Below are 17,951 nucleotides of genomic sequence, written 5' to 3' on the forward strand. Positions count from 1 at the left end.
ATGAAACGAACTATGAATCACATGCTTGCTTCTGTTGACCAAGGTGCAGATGAACTCTTGGTGTCGAATCCTTGGCGAGATTTGCGTCGTTTTACCGACGCTAGAATCGGTCTTGGGCGTGCAGGGGTGAGTATTCCCACTCAAGAATTATTGGCTTTTCAGTTAGCGCATGCCAAAGCACAAGATGCGGTGCACACTCCATTGAATATTGGCCAGCTGATCAAGGATTTAAGCGCAATAAAGAGTGACTGTGCTCAGCCACCTCTATCGTTACGAAGCCGTGCAGAGAGTCGAAGTGTGTATTTACAGCGTCCTGATTATGGGCGTTTACTCCACCCTGACTCTGAACAGGTCTTATTGGATTATCGAAACACGACATCTCAGTCCTATGATTTAGTGGTTGTGTTGGCAGATGGATTGTCAGCTTTAGCTATTCAAGAAAATGCGACTCCTTTTCTACAGCTCTTGTTGCCGCAATTGGCGCGAGGACCTATACCTTGGCGTATTGGGCCTGTGTGTATTGTTGAGCAGGGGCGGGTGGCCGTTGGTGATCCTGTCGGTGAAATACTGCGCGCTAAGTGCGTGATGCTGTTAGTGGGCGAGCGCCCAGGTTTGAGCTCGCCAGACAGTATGGGGTTATATCTCACTTGGTCTCCAAAGGCGGGATTAACCGATGCCTACCGAAACTGTATTTCCAATATCCGAGAGGCGGGGCTGAGTTATGAAGAGGCGAATCGAAAGGCGTTGTATTTGCTCAACGAAGCGCGCAGGCAAGGTTTATCCGGCGTGCAGTTAAAAGATAGAACGGAAGATTTGGTGCTGACGAGTGATGAGGTTCGAGGAAATTTCTTAGTTTCAACAAAGGGTTAGTCGGTCTTCATTTAGGTGTGTTTTTTTAGGTTTTCTTGTCGTAATTGGTATTTATTTAAGAGTATTTTTCTATTATATAAGTGGTGCTGGACAATATCTCGTTAATTAAGAGTGTTTAAGAAAAGTAGGTGTTTCTATATATCTGTTTTTTAAGTATTAAATGTCCTTTCTATAGAAGAAAATAGTCTTATAGTCTTAAGTTTATAGCGCCTTTGTCGACTATAAAGCATCCACTATGAGGCCTATAATGGCCAACCATTCGGGGGAGCGCCCCACAACTTTTTCCTTTCCAAAAATAAACTTAAAGTGGTCTATTATGACTCAACTACGTCTTAAACAAGCGCTCATTCTTGTTATTGCTTTATGCCTAAGCGGAGGCGTTTACGCTGCTGCTGGGCCATTAGATCTTACCGCGACTCGCGCGGGTATCTTTACGTTAGTGATTTTTTTCTTGGCCTATGCCGTGGTCATGTGCGAAGAAAAAATCCACATGCGTAAATCTAAACCAGTATTAATTGCAGCCGGTATTATTTGGGCGGTGATTGGTTGGGTATATCTGAAAGAGGGCCTAGTGGGTGTTCCTGAGGATGCTTTTCGCCATACGTTATTAGAGTTTTCGGAGTTGATGCTCTTTTTATTGGTGGCGATGACCTATATTAATGCCCTTGAAGAGCGAAGAGTATTTGATGCTTTGCGTTCTTGGATGGTGCGTAAAGGGTTCAGTTTTAGAACTTTATTCTGGTTAACAGGATTTTTGTCGTTTTTTATCTCACCAATTGCGGACAACTTAACCACAGCATTGCTGATGTGTGCCGTTGTAATGAAAGTGGCGGAAGGACACAACCGATTTATTAACTTATGTTGTATCAATATCGTGGTGGCGGCCAATGCTGGTGGCGCATTTAGTCCTTTTGGCGATATTACAACCTTGATGGTATGGCAAGCAGGGCTTGTTAAGTTCAGCGAGTTTTTTGCCTTGTTCTTACCCTCTATGGTTAACTTTTTAATTCCTGCGGTCATCATGAGCTTGTTTGTTGAGAGCCAAAAGCCTACGGCGTCTGATGAAGAAGTGGAGCTTAAGCGTGGAGCAAGGCGGATACTGGCGCTATTCTTACTTACAATTGCCACGGCTGTTAGCTGTCACACATTGCTGCACCTTCCGCCAGTACTGGGGATGATGGTAGGTCTTGGTTACTTGCAATTCTTTGGCTATTTCTTGCGTATGACGCTGCCGAGTTCTTTAGCCAAAAAACGTTTGTTGGCGGAGCACGCAGGTGATAAAAAGCGTCTTGAGCGTTTAGGCAGCGTGGTGCCATTTGATGTCTTTAGTCGTGTAGCGCGAGCTGAATGGGATACCTTGTTATTCTTCTACGGCATTATTATGTGCGTTGGTGGGTTAGGTTTTATGGGGTATTTAGCGATGATGTCCGATATTCTCTACCTCCAATGGGATGCAACCTATGCCAACATTGCTTTGGGCGTCATTTCAGCCGTGATTGATAACATTCCGGTAATGTTTGCTGTTATTACTATGCAGCCAGATATGTCTCATGGACATTGGTTACTCATTACCCTAACGGCAGGTGTTGGTGGCAGTTTGCTGTCAGTCGGTTCTGCGGCAGGGGTGGCTTTAATGGGGCAGGCTCGCGGTATTTATACCTTTATGGGACATTTACGCTGGATGCCCGTCATTCTGCTGGGTTATGTGGCCAGCATACTTGTGCATCTTTGGTTAAATAAAGAACTGTTCAGCGTGTTCTAATGCATCAAGCGGAGGTCAATCTCCGCTGAAGTAAGACTTGGGTGGAGGAGCATGGTAGTATATCACCTTGATTCAGGTGACTTGCGAGAGTGTAAATCCACACAATGAGCTATCAGGTACTGGCACGCAAATGGCGGCCAAAACAATTCAAAGAAATGGTGGGGCAAGAGCATGTTCTTAAGGCATTAATCAATGCGTTGGACAATGATCGGCTCCACCATGCCTATCTTTTCACAGGGACCCGTGGGGTTGGTAAAACGTCGATTGCTCGTTTATTCGCAAAAGCGCTGAATTGTGAGCAGGGGGTGTCTTCTGAGCCATGTGGAGTGTGTACATCCTGTCGAGAAATAGCAGAAGGGCGCTTCGTCGATTTGATAGAGGTTGATGCAGCTTCACGAACGAAGGTTGAAGACACGCGCGAATTGCTGGAAAACGTACAATACGCCCCTAGTCATGGTCGCTTTAAAGTGTATCTCATCGACGAGGTGCACATGTTGTCGAATAGCTCGTTCAATGCGCTTTTAAAAACGCTTGAAGAGCCACCGGAGCATGTTAAGTTCCTGTTAGCGACGACAGACCCGCAAAAGTTACCGGTCACGGTGCTGTCGCGTTGTTTGCAATTTAATTTAAAAAACCTCAGTCCTCAACGTATTGTTGAACATCTGAACTACGTCCTAAATCAAGAGTCCATAAGCTTCGATGAAACGGCCTTGTGGTTGCTTGCGCGCAGTGCCGAAGGGTCGATGCGTGATGCTCTGAGCTTAACGGATCAGGCGATTGCATTTGGTTCTGGGGTGGTAGGCGAGGCAGATGTCAGGTCGATGCTTGGTACGATTGATCATCGCTTGGTCTATCAACTTTTAGCATTTATCGCGCAACAAGATGTGCGCCAAGTGATCGGTACTTTGCAGTCGTTGTCGCAGTTTACACCGGACTATTTCACCTTATTGGGGGACTTAGTCAGCTTGTTGCATCGAGTTGCGTTGGCACAGATGCTGCCAGATGCGATTGACAACAGTTTGGGTGATCAACAGCAAGTGCTGGAATTAGCTCAGTTGATGAGCGCAGAAGATGTTCAGCTTTTTTATCAGATCGGCTTAATGGGGCGTAAAGACATGCCCTATGCTCCAGATTTGAAAGAAGGTTTAGAAATGGTCTTGTTGCGAATGCTGGCATTCAGGCCTGCGAGTGTGGCTGCAAGACCTGTGACACTGGCTGCTCAGCCACTGGGCACGGTTGATAAGGGGCGGTCAGATGGAGTGGCGATGAATGAGGCCTCTCCGGTTTCCGCAGCCTCAAGTCCGGCGCCCCTGCCAAGTGTTCAGGCTCAGCCAGATCAGGTCGCAGTGAGCCGTGTGGTGCCTGAACTTAACAGGCCCATGCAAGAGGATGTACCGCCTTGGGAAGATGTTCCCGAGATCGCATCGTCTGAGTCCAATGCAGAGTACGAGGTTGAGTCCACTCAAAAAAAGTCTGAACCCTTAGCTCAAGATAGGCCAGCCGCGCCCCAAGAGGATGAGCGCATATTGGTGAGTCAGCCATTGGAGAGCGCCGTTCGAGCTGAGGGACGTCCTAGTGTGGAAGAGCAAGAGCAAGAGGCTGCTCCTATAGAAGAGGCTGCACCGCAGCCAATGGGGCAGACGTATACACTTGCAGAATTGCGTCCCAATGACTGGGTGCACGTGTGTGCATCCATTGGTTTGACGGGGATGACTGAAAGTATTTGCCGAAATTTATCCCTAGAGCGGGTTGAAAATGATCAGCTTTGCTTTCATTATCCGCCGGAACAGGCTGCATTGTTAAATCCAACGCAGCAAGGGCGTATTACAGATGCCCTTGCTGCGTATTTTGGAACAGGGGTGGGCGTGCAGTTTGTTCAGGCTGCGCAAACCTTAGAAACCCCTGCACAATACCGTTTACGCAAGCGCGCTGAGCGTCAAGCATTAGCCGTCAAATCATTACAAGACGACCCTATGGTCAAAACAATTTTACAGCAATTTTCGGCTTACCTAGATGAATCATCGGTGGTGCCGATCGAGCCAAACGAGTGAGGAAAAAAGCATGATGAAGAATATGGGGAACCTGATGAAGCAGGCCCAAAAAATGCAAGAAGAAATGCAGCGAGCTCAGGAAGAAATTGCAAAAGCTGAGGTCAAAGGTGAGTCAGGGGCAGGTCTTGTAAGTATTGTCATGAATGGCCGTCACGATGTTAAAAGCGTGAGCATTGATGATAGTTTGATGGAAGAAGACAAAGAAATACTGGAAGACCTGATCGCAGCGGCGGTGAATGATGCCGTCAGAAAAGTTGAACAGAGCACGCAGGAGCGTATGGCGAAAGTCACAGGTGGTATGGGAATTCCACCTGGATTTAAAATGCCGTTCTAAATATGTCGTTTAGTCCCTTATTACAGCAGTTGATCACGGCATTGCGATGCTTGCCTGGGGTTGGGCCAAAATCGGCCCAGCGCATGGCCTTGCACTTGTTAGAGCGTGAAAGAGACAGTGCGCGTCATTTGGCAAATGCATTGCATGAAGCCGTTGAAAAAATAGGTGAGTGTCAAGTCTGTCACACCCTATCTGAAACGCCTGTGTGCGATATTTGCGCGGATGATACGCGTGATAAACAAGTTATGTGCGTTCTTGAATCGCCTGTCGATTTGATTGCAATTGAGCAAACAGGTGGCTTCCGAGGCATCTACTTTGTCCTGAAAGGCCATTTGTCGCCTATTGATGGCATAGGACCTGATGACTTAGGTATTGGGCATTTGTTGGAGCGAGTGGCCAATGAAGGGGTTAAGGAATTAATCTTGGCAACCAATCCCAATGTTGAGGGAGAGGCAACGGCACACTTTATTGCTGCCCAAATACGTGATGCAAATGTCAGAGTGAGCCGTATTGCTCACGGTGTTCCTGTGGGCGGCGAGTTAGAATTTGTGGATGGCGGAACACTGGCGCATGCATTAGCAGGGCGACGTACATTACAACGAGATATTAAATGACAATAGAACCTGTCGAACAGCCGTATCCTTTGCTTGATGCTGGCGCTGCTCAGCCTATTTGGGTTACAGATCAGCGAGCATTGGTTGAGCTTTGTGAACAGTGGTCACAAGAACCTTTGTTGACAATCGATACAGAGTTTATTCGTTTTGATACGTTTTACCCTGTACCGGGCCTGATTCAATTGGCCGATCGTCAGCATTGCTATTTGATTGATCCTTTAGCAATCGACGATATGAGTGCCTTGATTGCATTGCTGGTGAATCCCGCTGTGTTGAAGGTTTTTCATGCCTGCAGCGAGGACTTAGAGCTCTTTCGCAACAGTTACGGTGTTGTTCCTGCGCCTTTATTTGATACGCAAATTGCGGCAGCATTTGCGAATTGGGGATTTAGTATGGGGCTGCAGCGTTTGGTTAAGCATGCTCTCAACATTGACTTGGGTAAAGCGCAAACAACCTCGGATTGGTTGCAGCGTCCCTTAACGCCGGAGCAGGTGCATTATGCGGCCTTAGATGTTGCTTACTTGGGCAATATTGCAGTCCGTTTAATGCATGAGTTACAGCAGTTGGGGCGTTTGGATTGGGTGCTCGAAGAGAGCGCGTTGTTAGCGGACTCTTCTCGTGATGCAGACCCATCGGGTCAGGAGTATTACCGACGCTTTACACAACTGAACGTTAACTCGGACGAAGCCTTGGCCGCTTGTCGTGATCTTGCTGCCTGGCGTGAGCAGGCTTGCCGAGCACGTAACCTTTGTCGGCCAAAAGTTCTGCGTAATGAGGTCATCTTGGACATTATCCAGCAATGGCCATCGACATTGGAGGAGTTGAGTGCAATTAAGGATATGCGCAGAAGTGCCGTGCAAGAAGATGGTCAGGCTATTTTGGCGATTTTGAAAGACGCAAAGGTTTCGGCTGAAGCAAATCCACCGAAGCCAATCCATTTGCCAGCTCATGTATATCGAAGCAAAGAGCTAAAGAAGTTGTTGAGTCTTGCGCGCGAAGTGGCAAAGCGCGAAAACATTCTGCCGGAGCTCATCGCTCGGCGTAAAGATGTAGAAAAATTAATTAATTCGCAGAGTGAAGAGGGGGCGTATCGATTGCCCCGCACTTTGGTGGGTTGGCGTAAAGCACTCGTCGGTGATTTGATGCTAAGTCGTCTGCAAAGTTTTGATAATGAGAGTGATTGAAAATGTTGATCTGTTCGATCTACCGTAGTTCGCGTAAAGATGAAATGTATTTGTATGTGGACAAGCGCGATGGTTTAAAAAAAGTACCTGAAGTGCTGCTGGATAAGTTTGGAAAAGCCCAGCATGTGATGGATATGCCGATGACAACTCAGCGTCAGCTGGCTAGGGTAGATGTTAACGATGTTTTAAGCTCGATTCAGGACAAAGGGTTTTTCTTGCAAATGCCTCCTCCTAAAGAGGATTACCTGCTGGATTTGTTTCCGGACCGCCCTGAAACAGGGGTTAGATAAGCGTGGCGCAAGAGGTATTTTGGCGCCGTAAGACGCTGGCTGAGATGAGTCCGACTGAGTGGGAATCCTTATGCGATGGGTGTGCCTTGTGCTGTTTGCATAAGGTTGAAGATGAAGACACCGATGAGGTGTTTTACACCACAGTCGTGTGCCATTTGTTGAATGATGAAACCTGTCAGTGCACCCGCTATGCTGAACGGACGCAATTGGTTCCGATTTGTGTGCAATTAAAACCAGAAGACGTTGAAGCTTTTCATTGGTTACCACCCACATGTTCATATCGTTTGATTCATGAGGGTAAGGATTTACCTCATTGGCATCCATTGTTAACGGGCTCTCCAGACAGTGTGATCGACGCACATGCTTCCGTTTTAAGTGTGTATGAAGTCAAAGATAATGAGATCGATGAGGATGATTTGGTTGATTATGTGATTGAAGAGGCCGTTTTCTTCCGCAGTCGATAAGTGCATCTGAGTCTTTATTGTATTGAGCATTAAAAACAAAAAAGGAGCCGAATGGCTCCTTTTTATTGATCCAGAGGGATCGGATGTTAAAGATTAGCTGTTTTGGTTAGCTAATTGTTGCTTGATCAAATCACCGATAGTGGTTGGACCTGCAACGTCAACTTCTTGATTGCGAACAGCGCTGATCGCAGCTTTCTCTTCAGCTTGGTCTTTCGCTTTGATTGACAAGCTGATTGCGCGGTTGCGACGATCGATGTTGATGATTTTAGCTTCAACTTTGTCGCCTTCTTTCAGAGCTGTTGTCGCATCTTCGATGCGGTCAGATGAAATTTCAGACACTTTTAGTTGAGCTTCAACGCCTTCGAGTAATTCGATAACAGCGGCTTTAGCGTCAACGCTCTTCACAACACCGTTAACAATCGCACCTTTCTCATGGCTTGCAACGAATTCAGCGAATGGATCGCTTTCTAGTTGCTTAACGCCTAAAGAAATGCGCTCTTTCTCAGCATCGATAGACAGGATAACGGCTTCAACTTCATCGCCTTTCTTGAATTGACGCAGAGCTGTTTCAGCATCGGCTTCCCAAGAAATGTCAGACATGTGAACCAGACCGTCAAGATCGTTGTCTAGACCCACGAAGATACCGAAGTCAGTGATTGTCTTGATGGTTCCACGAACCTTGTCACCTGCAGCGTACTGCTCAGAGAAGGTCACCCATGGATTTGCTGTGCACTGCTTGATACCTAAGGAGATACGGCGACGCTCTTCATCAACATCAAGGATCATCACTTCAACTTCATCACCGATCTGAACGATCTTAGATGGGTGAATGTTTTTGTTTGTCCAAGACATTTCAGACACGTGAACCAAACCTTCTACACCGTCTTCGATAGATGCGAAGCAGCCGTAATCAGTCAGATTGGTAACACGAGCAGCGGTTTTGCTGCCAGCAGGGTAACGGTTTTTGATCGCTTCCCATGGATCTTCAGACAGTTGCTTCAGACCTAAAGAGATGCGGCCAGAATCTTTGTCAAACTTGATGATGCGAACAGAGATTTCATCACCTGGGTTCAGCATTTCGCTTGGGTGAGAAATGCGCTTCCACGCCATGTCTGTGATGTGCAATAGACCGTCAACACCACCTAAGTCGATGAACGCACCGTAGTTAGTCAGGTTCTTAACAAAACCTTTAACCACTTGGCCTTCATCCAGAGTTGCAAGCAACTCATCGCGTTGAGCACTGTTAGCTTCTTGCATAACGGCACGACGAGAAACAACGATGTTGTTACGCTTTGGATCAAGCTTGATGAGTTTGAATTCAAGCTCTTTTCCTTCAAGGTGATCAACGTCGCGAACAGGGCGAACATCAACCAATGAACCTGGTAAGAAACCTTGAATGTTATTGATGCTAACCGTAAAGCCACCTTTGACTTTGCCAGAGATGTAACCTTTAACGGTTTCTTCAGCGTCAAATTTGCTCTGCAGAACTTCCCACGCCTCTGAACGCTTAGCTTTTTCACGAGAAAGACGCGTTTCACCAAAGCCATCTTCAACGGCTTCGAGTGCGACTTTAACGGTATCGCCAATTTTGATTTCCAGTTCATTGTTGTCGTTCAGGAACTGTGAACGAGGAATGATGGCTTCAGATTTTAAACCCGCGTTAACGGTAACCCAGTCGCTGTCGATATCAACGACTTCGCCCATCACCAAGGTGCCTGGAGTCATATCCAGAGAAAGTAGGGATTCTTCAAACAGATCAGCAAAGCTTTCGCTCATGAAATTGTCCTATAGTTCGCTGCAGAATTGCAGCTTCCAGCCTGTAACGCCAGTTATACAGGGTCGGTTATCGTTAATATGAACAACAGGCACCTATGCTGGCGATGATACCTGCTTTCAAAAAAGAGAACGAATTATACAGCGACTGAAGGCCGCTGAACAGTATTTGAGCAATATATCTGCCGTGAGTCTAACGTAGATTGGGGAGCTCATTTTGAAATTGTGTGCGAAGCTCTTGCTGGCAAGGTGGAAGTACGGTTTCTAAATCCTCCTGTAGCTCCTCTGGCAGGAGTGTTGTGTCGGGAGCATTAAAATAGGCGCGAATCAATTGCTCCTCACGCATGTTGTTCGCAGCAAGCTGCACCGCATCACCTACACAAAACATATAAGCAGGCAGATATTCCAATACTAAACGTGTGCGCTGAGCGGAATCCAGCATCAGATGATTGGTCTCAACAAAACGTTTGTACTCCATAAGACCCGCAGCGGCCATGGTTTCTTGTCTGAATGGACTGAAGCGGGCAACATCGGGAGACTGTTGCAAGTAAATTTGCAACATGCTGCCAACTCTCGAAAGCTCTTGGTTGAAGCTTTCAGGCGCGAAGTGCTCGTTAATTTTGAGTGATTCTTCAAGCCGAGCCACTTGTGCTTTTAGCGCTTCGATTTCTTTTTGCAAAACCTGATTTTCAGTAATCATCAAGTTTCGATCCCTAACCAACCCGTGCACAACACGCTCCCCAGGTGTTAGCTGTCCCGAGCCAAAGGTGGAGGGCAGTTGGGTTACGCCCAACGTACCGACAGAGACTTCGTCGGTCCTTGGGGCGCCTGTTAAATCAAAACCGAATTTTTCAAGATCAACGGTGTTGCGTTCGTGTTGTGACATCATTGTTAGATAAATGAAGAAACCCACGCCACCGAGCACAAGTAATAATACAACGCCTATAATTGCTGTGTTTTTAGCTGACATGCTTGTTACTGCCTAGGGTTACTAACACGACCATTGTTTTGCGCTGTGTGGCGTAAATTTAAATCAATAAAGTCAATAGTGATCTCGGCTGATTCAATTAATGCAGACTCTGATTCAGGATTTATGATCCGGCCCTGACTGTCTTTCGGTAGCAGGTCGTCAAGCTCCGACAACACTTTGATGGGTGGTTCACCTTTCGCCATGCGACGCTGATTTTCAGTCGTAATCTGCCATTGCTCAATTTCATCTCGCTGCTCTCTTACACGTGAAATGTTAAGAGGGACTTTTGTTTGATCACGCTGCTCTTTGCTGCGTTCAACATGACGACGCATGAAGATGAAATCTGGATTGAGCTCTGATCTGACAAGATGCAAATGGCTCAATTCACTGATGTAGGGTGTCAAACTGGGAAAACGACCGTATCTCACCGGGTTGACGGTGTCCCAAGGCAACGCTCCTTCAAGAGCACTTTCACCGATTTGGCTTTCGTCAAAGAGGGTAGGGAACTCAATATCTGGAACAACCCCTTTGTTTTGTGTGCTCTCGCCTGAAATTCGATAGAATTTTGCATGCGTTAACTTAAGTTGGCCGTGATCAAGCGGCAGCAGGGTTTGAACCGTGCCTTTACCAAAGGTACGACCTCCGACAATGATGCCTCGGTTGTAATCTTGAATGGCTCCGGCAAAGATTTCAGACGCAGAGGCGCTCAATCGATTCACCATGACCGTTAACGGACCACTCCATGCTACTTTAGGATCAAAGTCACCTAGAATATCCACTCGCCCATTTGCATCTCGAATTTGCACAGTGGGGCCGCGAGTTATAAACAATCCTGTTAGCTCGTTCGCCTCTCTAAGAGAGCCACCACCATTGTTGCGGAGATCGATGATTAACGCATCGATGTCGTCTTCTTGTTTAAGTTGTGCGATCAGGCGTTCAACATCACGGGTCGTACTTTTGTACTCAGGGTCACCGGCTTGCATCGCGGCAAAGTCAATGTAAAAAGCGGGTATTTCGATAACCCCGACCTTAAATGTCTGATTATTGCGATCTATTTCAAGCACTTTTTTCTGAGCGGCTTGTTCTTCGAGGCGAACCTTGTCGCGAATAATGGTGACGACTCGGCGTGCGGTACGATCGATGGAATCAGCGGGTATGATTTGCAAACGAACCGTGCTCGATTGAGGGCCACGAATAAGTTTAACAACATCGTCCAAACGCCAGCCTACAACATCCTCAATGGGGCCTTCTTCGCCTTGGCCAACCCCTACGATCAAATCAGAAGGGCGAAGTTGCCCACTCTTATCAGCAGGTCCAGCTGGCACCAAACGAACAATTTTGGTGTATTCATCTTCACCCTGTAGCACAGCACCTATGCCTTCAAGCGACAGACTCATATTGATCTGGAAATTCTCTTGATTTCTAGGCGAAAGGTACTGGCTATGTGGATCAAATTCATGGGCAATGGCGTTTGCAAAACGCTCAAACACATCTTCATGATTGGTTTGTTCAAGTCTTGCTCTTTGGCTTTCATAACGCTTGATTAGGGTTTGCTTTGCTTCACCCAATGTTTGATCAGAAAGTTTTAGACTGATCAAGGCATTTTTTAAGCGCTTATACCATAAGGCGTTCATGGCTTCGCTTGAGTTAATCCAAGGTGCTTCGCTTCGATCCGTTTCAAGTTCATGATCATTGTTAAAATCAAAAATATGCTGATCATCGGATAATAAAGACAGTAAGAAATCAATTCGGTCTAAGTTACGTTTATGAAAAACGTTGTAAATATCGAAGCCTGTTTGGCTCTTACCTTCATAAATTTCTAAACCGAGCGTGTATCGAACGGGCTCAAAGTTGGCAATGTCTTCTTCGTAGAAGTAGATTCGAGAGGGATCCAGATCTTTAAAAAAACGATCAAAGATATTGGATGACAACTCGGGATCAAGCTGTTTTCCACTGTAATGATTTTGCTGGAGTGCTGAAATTACATCCCGTAGCGCCTGCTCATGTTCAGGTTGAGGATTGAATCGAGCATGAGCAGTATTGATCAGCAACAACAGCCCAAATAAAAGGCTGAGCAGTATCGGGTGTTTCAATCTTCTGGTCATATCAAACGTATTCCTGACTTTATCGTCTTAAGCATGAGACTTGATAACCTATACGCAAGTTCCTTAAAAACAGAGCGCTAAGCATACAATTCTGCAGAATCCTATGTAGTGTTCAACAATGCTAATGTAAAATATTCTCTATGTCGTGTCTTGGAGAGAAAAGTGTCGTATAGATTGTGCTTTAGATTCGCTTTGATTGCTACCTTCATTTGCATTTGTCTGATGACTCAGGGCTGCTCTGAAGATGCAGACAGGGATGCTTTTCGTCAGACCTTAATCGATAAGGCGTTAAATGATGAAACTCGGCAACAGGGTGATGCGTTTTTAGCACAAAATCGCCAAAATGAAGGCGTTGTGGTGTTGAACAGTGGTGTTCAGTTTCGCCAGTTACAAGTCGCTGATGACCCCCAAGCGAGCCCGCCGGGAAGAAGGGATCGCGTGACGGTGCACTATGAAGGGCGTCGTATTGACGGTCATGTCTTTGACAGTAGCTATGCAAGAGGAGCGCCCTCTACCTTTCCTGTAGATGCTTTGATTCCCGGATGGTCCGAAATTCTAGTGCAAATGCGTCCAGGTGAGATTCGAGAGGTCTATATTCCTGCAGACTTAGCCTATGGGGCACGTAGCCCATCACCGGATATTCCTGCAAATTCGGCTTTGATTTTTATTGTTGAGCTGCTCCAATCGGAGTCCATCTCTCATCCCGCTTCCCACTAAGGAGTTTTCATGCAACCGTCAGTGTTTATTCATGATTTAAAACTGTTTTTGGATGCATCACCGACCCCCTTCCATGCTGTTCAGCAACTCAAACATCGTTTTGAAACTGCGGGCTTTGTCGAGCTGTCTGAGTCTGCTTCCTGGGTGTTAACGCCGGGGCAAGGGTATTTCACACTTAAAAATGGGTCCTCTATCCTAGCGTGGCGTCAACCCACTGAGTCGGTTGGCTTTGCCGCAGGGATGCGCATGACGGGAGCGCACACCGATTCGCCCTGTTTGCGTGTGAAGCCGCAACCGGAAATGCATCGGCATGGATACAGTCAGTTGGGTGTCGAGGTCTATGGTGGCGCGTTATTGAATCCTTGGTTTGATCGCGACCTTTCTCTGGCGGGGCGTGTGACCTTTCGTACATCGACAGGGGCGTTAAACAGCCAATTGATCGATTTTAAAAAACCGATTGCGGTGATTCCAAGCTTGGCGATACATTTGGATCGTGAGGCCAATGCGTCACGCAGTATCAATGCTCAGACCTATTTGCCGCCTATTCTCGGTCAAACACAAGAAAAAACGGATTTTCGTGAATTTTTAAAAACCTATATCGAGTCCAATGCATCTGTATCAATCGATAAGGTATTGGATTATGAGCTGTCGTTCTACGATGTAAATCCCGCAAATACCGTTGGATTGTCCGATGAGTTCATTACATCTGCTCGACTGGATAATCTTTTGAGTTGTTTTATTGGTATGCAGGCCTTGATTGAAGCAGCGCCCGGCCCCTGTCAGTTATTGATTTGTAATGATCATGAAGAGGTTGGAAGTGCCAGTGCTTGTGGCGCTCAAGGGCCGATGCTAAGTCAATGGTTAGAGCGCGTGCTGCCGAAAACGGACGAGCGTTGGTCTATTTTGGCTCGGTCTTTGTTTGTCTCTGCTGATAATGCACATGGCATACATCCGAACTTTGCCGACCGACACGATGAGAATCATGGGCCGAAATTAAATGCGGGTCCTGTGGTGAAAATCAATTCAAATCAACGCTATGCGACCAACAGTGAGACCAGTGCTATTTTTCGTAACTTAGCTGAATCCATTCAGGTACCTGTGCAATGCTTTGTGGTACGCAGCGATATGGCATGTGGCAGTACCATCGGACCCATCACCGCGACGGAAACAGGCATTGCCACTGTTGATGTTGGCGTGCCTCAGTTTGCCATGCACTCCATCCGCGAAATGGCTGGGGTGAAGGATGCTTTCTACCTGTATCAGATCTTACAGAGCTTCAATGCAAGGAAGGCTCTGTAAGACACCGGAAAAGAGAGTTGCGACTGAGTGAATAGATCACTTAGTCGCTTTTTTGTTTAATGCGGATGCGGGGTTTTAAATCGAGGTTTTGTCGATAAATCTCAAGCTCTTCTTCGGTCTCCAAGCCGCTGAGCAGTCGGTGGCTGTCTTCATCGTAACAATTCACCAATTCATCTTTGATGGTTCGATCCCAAACGGGGATGCCAACAAAATACCCCGCACGACCAATGGCATGAGCTGCAATTGGGGCCGTAATTAAAATGAAAATGATAACAGCAAGCCCTTTGGCAGATACCACGGCATCAAAAAAATGGAACATTGCTGCGACCATCATCAATGCGATCCCTAAAGCACCAGCCTTGGTTGTGGCGTGCATTCGAGTGAGCAGGTCGGGTAATCGAATAATGCCAATTGCCGCCAGTAAGGTAAAAATCGCGCTCGATAGCATCAGTAGTTTTATAATCCAATCAATCATTACGCGGACCTCCTCGTTCTAAAAAGCGGGCGAAGCCAATGGCCGCTAAAAATGCGGTTAAAGCGGCAACAATGGCAACATCAATGAAGCTCGACGTGTCCGTATAAATCGCATACGCCCCGATCATCCCAACAATAATAGATGCCAATAATTCCAGAGCCACCACTCGGTCAGGCAGGGTAGGTCCAATAATTAATCGAATAAACACCAATACCATCGAAATACTAAAGATGATAAATGTTAAGTAAATGACAAATTGCACAATAACCTCCTGCGCCTAGCGTAAAATTTCTAAAGCCCGACGTTCCATCTCTTTTAAGCTGGCTCTAAGCGCAGGCTCATCATCGAGAAACATGGCGTGGATAAACAAAACACGACGATCATCCGAAACGTCTAGGCTAAGAGTGCCAGGGGTTAATGAAATAAGATTGGCCACCATGGTTATCTCCATGTCTGTTTTTGCATCCAGAGGCATCGCGATAACGCCAGGTTTCATATGCCAGATAGGTGTGACGATATCAAAGCCAACTTTTAAGTTGGCCATGATCAGCTCTTTAATAAAAAAGCAGATGAATCGAAACAGTCTGGGGAGGCGGCTTGTATATCCCCTAAGAACTGGGATTTGGCGTTGCATTAATCCCAAGACTAAGTAGCCAACGATCATGCCTGCAAGCAGGTTGTAGCCACTGAGATCGCCTGTCAAAACGACCCAAATCAGAGCTAAGAGTAGATTCCACATAAATGCAATCATGGTGTTTCTCCCAAAACCGCTTCAATGTACAACGCCGGATTTAGCAGTTGTTTGGCGGATGCCTCTGCTATCTCATAGATGGGTTGACCGTTAAGACCTATAAACAAGGTGCATGCACCCAGCAAAACCACCGGAATGTAGAGAAACGCAAGGCTTGAAGGCGTAGCCGATGGGCTGCTATCGACGCTAGAGTGATTCTCTGGTAAGGGCTTCCAAAAGACCTCAGCCCAGATTTTGATCATCGAGTAGAGCGTGAGTAAGCCGACAATTAATGCAATGGCTGTGACGACCCAAGCTTCCGCTTCAATACCTGCACGTATGATAATGAACTTGGCAAAAAAGCCAGACAGAGGGGGTAGACCTGCCAGTGAGAGTGCAGGAATTAAAAATAATATACTGAGATAGGGCCTATCCTTGTATACACCGCCTAATTTCTTTAAATCATAGGTTCCCAATAATCGGTGAACGATACCGCTGATAAGGAACAGATTGGTCTTCACAATGATGTGATGCATGATGTAGAACACACCACCTACCAGAGCTAATGGCGTAAACAAGGCCAAACCTAGCAGCATATAGCCAATCTGGCTGACAATGTGAAACGACAAAATTCGCCTAAACTCAAACTGTGCGGCGGCACCTAATACGCCCGTCAGCATGGTAAAGGCTGCACCCCAAAGCAATAGTTGATGTGTAAACTCAGGGCTTTGGTTGAAGATCAAGGTAAACACTCTGAACAGTGCATACACGCCGACTTTGGTTAAAAGCCCTGCGAACAGCGCGGACACAGCGACCGGTCCTGTGTGGTAAGAGGCTGGTAGCCAAAAGAAGAGTGGGAAGGCAGCCGCTTTAATGCCAAAGGCGATCATAAACATCACCGCAATGACATCCACAAGTCCTGTGTGTTCGGTTTGCGAGAGTTTTACCGCAATGTCCGCCATGTTCAGTGTGCCGACCAAGCCGTAGAGCAAGCCAATCGCACTTAAGAAAATGGCGGAGGATAATAGGTTGAGCGTGACATACTTGATTGCTCCCTCCATTTGCGCACGTTCACCACCCAGAATTAACAAGGCAAATGAGGCAATGAGCATGACTTCAAACCAGACGTACAGGTTAAAAATATCGCCTGTTAAAAACGACCCAGCAACACCGGCCAGCAGCAAGTGCATGAGTGGGTAGTAGCCGAACTTTTCATGGCTTGGAGAGGCTGACGAGAGAGAGTAAATCGCGATAGCGACGGCCATCATCCCCGTTAAAACCACCATGATGGCACTGAGCAAGTCGGCCACCAGCGTGATGCCGTAGGGCGCCATCCAGCCACCCATATGCATAACAACATGCCCATGATCCAGAACACTGATGAGCAGCCAGATACTGCAAATCAGCAGGGTCACCGAACCAATAATGCCGAGTACGCGTTGCATTAGATTTGAACGCCACGCAATCAGCGACAAAGCTCCAAACAATAAAGGAACTAAAATGGGTAACGCAACTTCAGCTCTCACGTGTCGGTATCCTTCATTTCATCGAGGTTGTCAGTATGAATGATGTTATAGGCACGATGGATTAAAACAACCGCAAAGGCCAATACGCCAAAGGCAATGACAATCGCTGTCAAAATCAAGGCTTGAGGCAAAGGGTCGGCAATAATGCCATCGGGTTGCATTGCACCCAACGGAATAAGAGGTGGGGCTCCACGTGTCATACCGGCTGACGTGAAAATCAACAAGTTTGCGGCATTGGACAGTAGCATAAGTCCAATCACAAGCTTAACGATACTGCGCCGTAGCATCATGTAGATTGCAGACGCATACAGGCAACCCGTAACGATGGCCATAATGGGTTCCATAGAAATCTCCTTAACGCTCTTCAGTTTCAGTGAGGGCGACCAGCATGGTCATGACTGAACCCAAAACGGTTAGATACACACCAATATCAAAAAACAAAGGGGTTGAAAGCTTAATTTCCGTGCCACCTGGCAATAAAATTGGCCACCATTGCGCGGTTAAAAAGGCCTGCCCATGAAACCAGGCCGGGAAGGCCGAAAGCATCGCAATCAATAAACCCACGCCGATGAAGTTACGAGGATCAACTCGCATGAGATCTCGTGTGACAGCGGCGCCAAAGGTGAATAAATACAAGGCGAACGCACCGGATGCGACCAATCCTGCGATAAAGCCTCCACCCGGTTCGTTGTGACCTCTCAGCAAAAGAAAAACCGAAAACACCAGTTGTAAGGGCACCAAGAAACGTGCAGCAACATGTAAAATCAGTGTACCTGGCTTCATCATA

19 protein-coding genes are annotated in these 17,951 nt (G+C 46.8%); 10 read left to right on the forward strand and 9 right to left on the reverse strand.

Annotated elements, in window-relative coordinates; all coding sequences use genetic code 11:
• From eutC to F5971_RS01130, 8 genes are all read left to right on the forward strand, one after another.
• Positions 1-870: an ethanolamine ammonia-lyase subunit EutC gene (eutC, locus tag F5971_RS01095; RefSeq protein ID WP_193493551.1), complete on the forward strand. Its 870-nt coding sequence runs from the start codon at positions 1-3 to the stop codon at positions 868-870.
• Positions 871-1,186: 316 nt separating this feature from the next.
• On the forward strand, positions 1,187-2,632 hold the full coding sequence (gene nhaD / locus F5971_RS01100; RefSeq protein ID WP_081763684.1) for a sodium:proton antiporter NhaD: 1,446 nt from the start codon (positions 1,187-1,189) through the stop codon (positions 2,630-2,632).
• A gap of 104 nt (positions 2,633-2,736) precedes the next feature.
• Entirely contained in the window at positions 2,737-4,683 is a 1,947-nt protein-coding gene (gene dnaX / locus F5971_RS01105; RefSeq protein ID WP_193493552.1) for a DNA polymerase III subunit gamma/tau, read from the forward strand.
• Between the two features lie 10 nt (positions 4,684-4,693).
• Complete coding sequence (locus tag F5971_RS01110) at positions 4,694-5,017, forward strand: YbaB/EbfC family nucleoid-associated protein (protein ID WP_036506582.1); 324 nt, start codon at positions 4,694-4,696, stop codon at positions 5,015-5,017.
• 2 nt (positions 5,018-5,019) lie between these two features.
• Positions 5,020-5,631, forward strand: a complete 612-nt coding sequence (gene recR / locus F5971_RS01115; protein WP_193493553.1) for a recombination mediator RecR — start codon at positions 5,020-5,022, stop codon at positions 5,629-5,631.
• A complete protein-coding gene (rnd, locus tag F5971_RS01120) occupies positions 5,628-6,815 on the forward strand; it encodes a ribonuclease D (RefSeq protein WP_193493554.1) in 1,188 nt (395 codons plus the stop codon). The genes recR and rnd overlap by 4 nt, the downstream gene beginning before the upstream one ends.
• Positions 6,816-6,817: 2 nt before the next feature.
• Complete coding sequence (locus F5971_RS01125) at positions 6,818-7,105, forward strand: YcgL domain-containing protein (protein ID WP_036506588.1); 288 nt, start codon at positions 6,818-6,820, stop codon at positions 7,103-7,105.
• Positions 7,106-7,107: 2 nt separating this feature from the next.
• Positions 7,108-7,569: a YcgN family cysteine cluster protein gene (locus tag F5971_RS01130; protein WP_193364987.1), complete on the forward strand. Its 462-nt coding sequence runs from the start codon at positions 7,108-7,110 to the stop codon at positions 7,567-7,569.
• A gap of 93 nt (positions 7,570-7,662) precedes the next feature.
• Here F5971_RS01130 and rpsA read toward each other — a convergent pair whose 3' ends face one another.
• The 3 genes from rpsA to F5971_RS01145 form a co-directional block, all read right to left on the reverse strand.
• Positions 7,663-9,345, reverse strand: a complete 1,683-nt coding sequence (gene rpsA, locus F5971_RS01135; RefSeq protein WP_036506591.1) for a 30S ribosomal protein S1 — start codon at positions 9,343-9,345, stop codon at positions 7,663-7,665.
• Positions 9,346-9,535: 190 nt separating this feature from the next.
• Positions 9,536-10,312, reverse strand: coding sequence for a hypothetical protein (locus F5971_RS01140; protein WP_193493555.1), 777 nt, complete (start codon positions 10,310-10,312; stop codon positions 9,536-9,538).
• Positions 10,313-10,317: 5 nt separating this feature from the next.
• Positions 10,318-12,417 carry a carboxy terminal-processing peptidase gene (locus tag F5971_RS01145; protein ID WP_193493556.1) on the reverse strand — a complete coding sequence of 700 codons (2,100 nt, stop codon included), beginning with the start codon at positions 12,415-12,417 and terminating at the stop codon, positions 10,318-10,320.
• A gap of 162 nt (positions 12,418-12,579) precedes the next feature.
• Between F5971_RS01145 and F5971_RS01150 the strand changes: the two genes are divergently transcribed.
• Both F5971_RS01150 and F5971_RS01155 read left to right on the forward strand, forming a co-directional pair.
• Positions 12,580-13,134: an FKBP-type peptidyl-prolyl cis-trans isomerase gene (locus F5971_RS01150; protein WP_237748466.1), complete on the forward strand. Its 555-nt coding sequence runs from the start codon at positions 12,580-12,582 to the stop codon at positions 13,132-13,134.
• 9 nt (positions 13,135-13,143) lie between these two features.
• Entirely contained in the window at positions 13,144-14,433 is a 1,290-nt protein-coding gene (locus F5971_RS01155; RefSeq protein WP_193493557.1) for a M18 family aminopeptidase, read from the forward strand.
• Positions 14,434-14,473: 40 nt separating this feature from the next.
• On the opposite strand, the gene mnhG is transcribed toward F5971_RS01155, so the two are convergent.
• Genes mnhG through F5971_RS01185 form a run of 6 tightly spaced genes read right to left on the reverse strand, consistent with a single transcriptional unit; the run spans position 14,474 to position 17,950 of the window.
• Positions 14,474-14,908 carry a monovalent cation/H(+) antiporter subunit G gene (gene mnhG, locus F5971_RS01160; protein WP_036506600.1) on the reverse strand — a complete coding sequence of 145 codons (435 nt, stop codon included), beginning with the start codon at positions 14,906-14,908 and terminating at the stop codon, positions 14,474-14,476.
• The gene (locus F5971_RS01165; RefSeq protein ID WP_202806780.1) at positions 14,901-15,170 is read right to left on the reverse strand and encodes an MrpF/PhaF family protein; all 270 of its coding nucleotides are present in this window, start codon (positions 15,168-15,170) and stop codon (positions 14,901-14,903) included. The genes mnhG and F5971_RS01165 overlap by 8 nt, the downstream gene beginning before the upstream one ends.
• 15 nt (positions 15,171-15,185) lie before the next feature.
• Positions 15,186-15,659, reverse strand: a complete 474-nt coding sequence (locus tag F5971_RS01170) for a Na+/H+ antiporter subunit E (RefSeq protein WP_036506605.1) — start codon at positions 15,657-15,659, stop codon at positions 15,186-15,188.
• Entirely contained in the window at positions 15,656-17,164 is a 1,509-nt protein-coding gene (locus tag F5971_RS01175) for a Na+/H+ antiporter subunit D (protein WP_036506607.1), read from the reverse strand. Before F5971_RS01175 ends, F5971_RS01170 begins: the two co-directional genes overlap by 4 nt.
• The gene (locus F5971_RS01180) at positions 17,161-17,508 is read right to left on the reverse strand and encodes a Na+/H+ antiporter subunit C (protein ID WP_036506609.1); all 348 of its coding nucleotides are present in this window, start codon (positions 17,506-17,508) and stop codon (positions 17,161-17,163) included. Before F5971_RS01180 ends, F5971_RS01175 begins: the two co-directional genes overlap by 4 nt.
• 10 nt (positions 17,509-17,518) lie before the next feature.
• A complete protein-coding gene (locus tag F5971_RS01185; protein ID WP_036506611.1) occupies positions 17,519-17,950 on the reverse strand; it encodes a Na+/H+ antiporter subunit B in 432 nt (143 codons plus the stop codon).
• Between the last annotated feature and the right edge of the window lies 1 nt (position 17,951).

Source organism: Nitrincola alkalisediminis (assembly GCF_009821115.1).
In the GTDB taxonomy this organism is placed as follows: Bacteria; Pseudomonadota; Gammaproteobacteria; order Pseudomonadales; family Balneatricaceae; genus Nitrincola; species Nitrincola alkalisediminis.